Genomic DNA, 2,589 nt, shown 5'->3' with positions numbered 1-2,589 from the left:
CCCGTACGTGGTCTATGACCCGACATCGAAAAAAGCCGCGATTGTTGATCCGGGCATGATCAACACCGAAGAAGAGGAGGCTCTTTCCCGTTTTCTGGAAAAGAACTCGCTTGTAGTGACGAATATCATCGACACCCACCTGCATATAGACCATGCCATCGGTGTTGCGTATGCAAAAAAGAAATACGGTGTTCCCCTTGCCGGACACAGAGAGGATGCTTTCCTTGGCGACAGGCTCCGTCAGCAGGCGGAAGCTTTCGGAATCAAGGAGAAGGTCGAGGATGTGGCAATCGACACTTTTGTCGAGGCCGGTGACAAGATAAAAATAGGCAACGGCACTCTGGAAGTTCTGCACGTGCCGGGACACTCTCCCGGCAGCATCGCACTGTATGACAGGGACGGTGGATTTGTAATCACCGGAGACGCGCTGTTTCAAGGTTCTGTGGGGCGCACCGATCTTCCCGGTGGAAACGGAAACACACTCATAAAGTCCATACGCGACAATCTTCTTCCCCTTCCCGACTCTACGGTGGTCTATCCCGGACACGGTCCGTCATCAACCATAGGACGCGAGAAGACGGCAAACCCGTTTCTTGCTGAAAATCCGCGATATCGTCTCAAATTCTGACAATGGCACGATATTTGACTATTCAATATCAGAAGCAGACAGGAGCGGCTGATATGAATCTCCTGTGCCTGTCTGTAGAATCATCAATAAAAAAAGAGAAATATGGCAACAGGAAAAATCGGGGTTACTACTGAAAATATTTTCCCCGTTATCAAAAAATTCTTATACAGCGATCATGAAATATTTCTGCGTGAGCTCGTATCCAATGCTATAGACGCGACTCAGAAGCTGAAGACGCTTTCCTCTTTTGGCGAGTTCAAGGGTGAGCTTGGAGAAATGAATGTGAAAGTCTCTGTCGACAAGGAAAAAGGCACGCTCACCGTGTCGGATCACGGAATCGGCATGGATGCGGAGGATGTAGACAGATACATAAACCAGATAGCATTCTCCGGCGCGGAAGAATTCCTTGAAAAATACAAGGACAACGCGAACTCTATCATCGGACATTTCGGACTCGGATTCTATTCCGCGTTCATGGTCTCGAAAAAGGTTGTGATACGCTCACTTTCCTACAAGGATGGCGCAAAAGGTGTGGAATGGTCATGCGACGGCAGTCCGGAATATGAAATGAAGGAAACCGATAAAACCGGACGAGGGACTGACATCATTCTCTATATCGATGATGACAACAAGGAGTTTCTTGAACAGACAAGAATCGACAACCTACTGAAAAAATACTGCAGGTTCCTTCCGGTGCCGGTAATCAGCGGCAAGGAGCAGGAATGGAAAGACGGCAAGTATGTCGACACCGACAAAGACCGTATCATCAATGCCACAGAACCTCTTTGGACAAAAAAGCCATCGGAACTCACTGATGAGGATTATCTCAGGTTTTATCATGAATTGCGTCCGGGCGAGGAAGATCCGATGTTCTGGATCCACCTAAATGTGGATTATCCGTTCACACTTACCGGCATACTGTATTTCCCGAAAATAAAGAGCAATATCGACATCCAGCGCAACAGGATTCAGCTTTACTGTAATCAGGTATATGTAACCGACCAGGTCGAGGGCGTGGTGCCAGAGTTCATGATGCTGATGCAGGGTGTCATCGACTCCCCGGACATCCCGCTGAATGTGAGCCGCAGCTACCTGCAGGCTGACCAGCAGGTAAAGAAGATTTCATCTTACATCTCAAAGAAAGTCGCCGAAAAACTCGACAGAATGTTTAAGGATGACCGCAAGGAGTTTGAGAAAAAATGGGACGATATCGAAGTCTTCATAAAATACGGCATGCTCACGGATGAGAAATTCTATGAGTCTGCAAAAAAATTCTTCCTCCTCAAGGATGTGAACGGAAACTATTATACTCTTGATGAATACCGCACACTTGTCGAGGCTGCACAGACACACAAGGAGGGGACGGTGGTATACCTCTATGCTTCCGACAAAACAAGTCAGTATGCCTACATTCAGGGTGCCGAGGAGAAAGGCTACAATGTGCTTCTCCTTGACGGACAGCTTGACCGCCACGCGGTAGGAATGCTGGAAAGCAAACTGGAGAAAACCCGTTTTGTCCGTGTCGATTCCGACACTCCGGAGCGTCTCATTCGCAAGGACGATGACAAGAAGGCTGATCTCTCTCCGCTTCAGGCTGACATGCTGACAACGATTTTCCGCACCCAGATGCCGGAAGTGAAAGACACTAATTTCATTGTTGAATACAATGCTCTTTCCGAAAAAGACGCCCCGGCGGTGATTACCCAGAACGAGATGATGCGCCGCATGAAGGACATGGCGGAGCTGCAGCCAGGAATGAATTTCTACGGTCAGATGCCCGACATGTATTCTCTCGTGGTCAATACCTGTCAACCTGCGGTGAAACGTATTCTTAAGGACGCGGAAGAGAGCGTGGAAAGCGTTGTAAGACCGATCCGCGATGAGATTGAATCTTTCAACTCCCAAATCTCAGACCTGCGCAAGAGACTTGAAGATAAAGATGCCGACAAGGAAGCAATCAA

At 48.3% G+C, this 2,589-nt stretch carries 2 protein-coding genes; both read left to right on the top strand.

Going from position 1 to position 2,589, the window contains the following annotated elements:
- Nucleotides 1-628, top strand: a 628-nt coding sequence (locus tag JX312_RS12085) for an MBL fold metallo-hydrolase (RefSeq protein ID WP_204458147.1), incomplete at its 5' end; no start/stop codon positions are given.
- Nucleotides 629-730: 102 nt separating this feature from the next.
- The coding region (gene htpG, locus JX312_RS12080; RefSeq protein ID WP_204458146.1) for a molecular chaperone HtpG at nucleotides 731-2,589 on the top strand (1,859 nt) is incomplete at its 3' end.

It is taken from the genome of Barnesiella sp. CU968, assembly GCF_905219685.1.
GTDB lineage: Bacteria > Bacteroidota > Bacteroidia > Bacteroidales > Muribaculaceae > Lepagella > Lepagella muris_A.
Note: the sequence above shows the minus strand (reverse complement) of the source record. Positions and strands in the feature narration are given on the sequence as shown.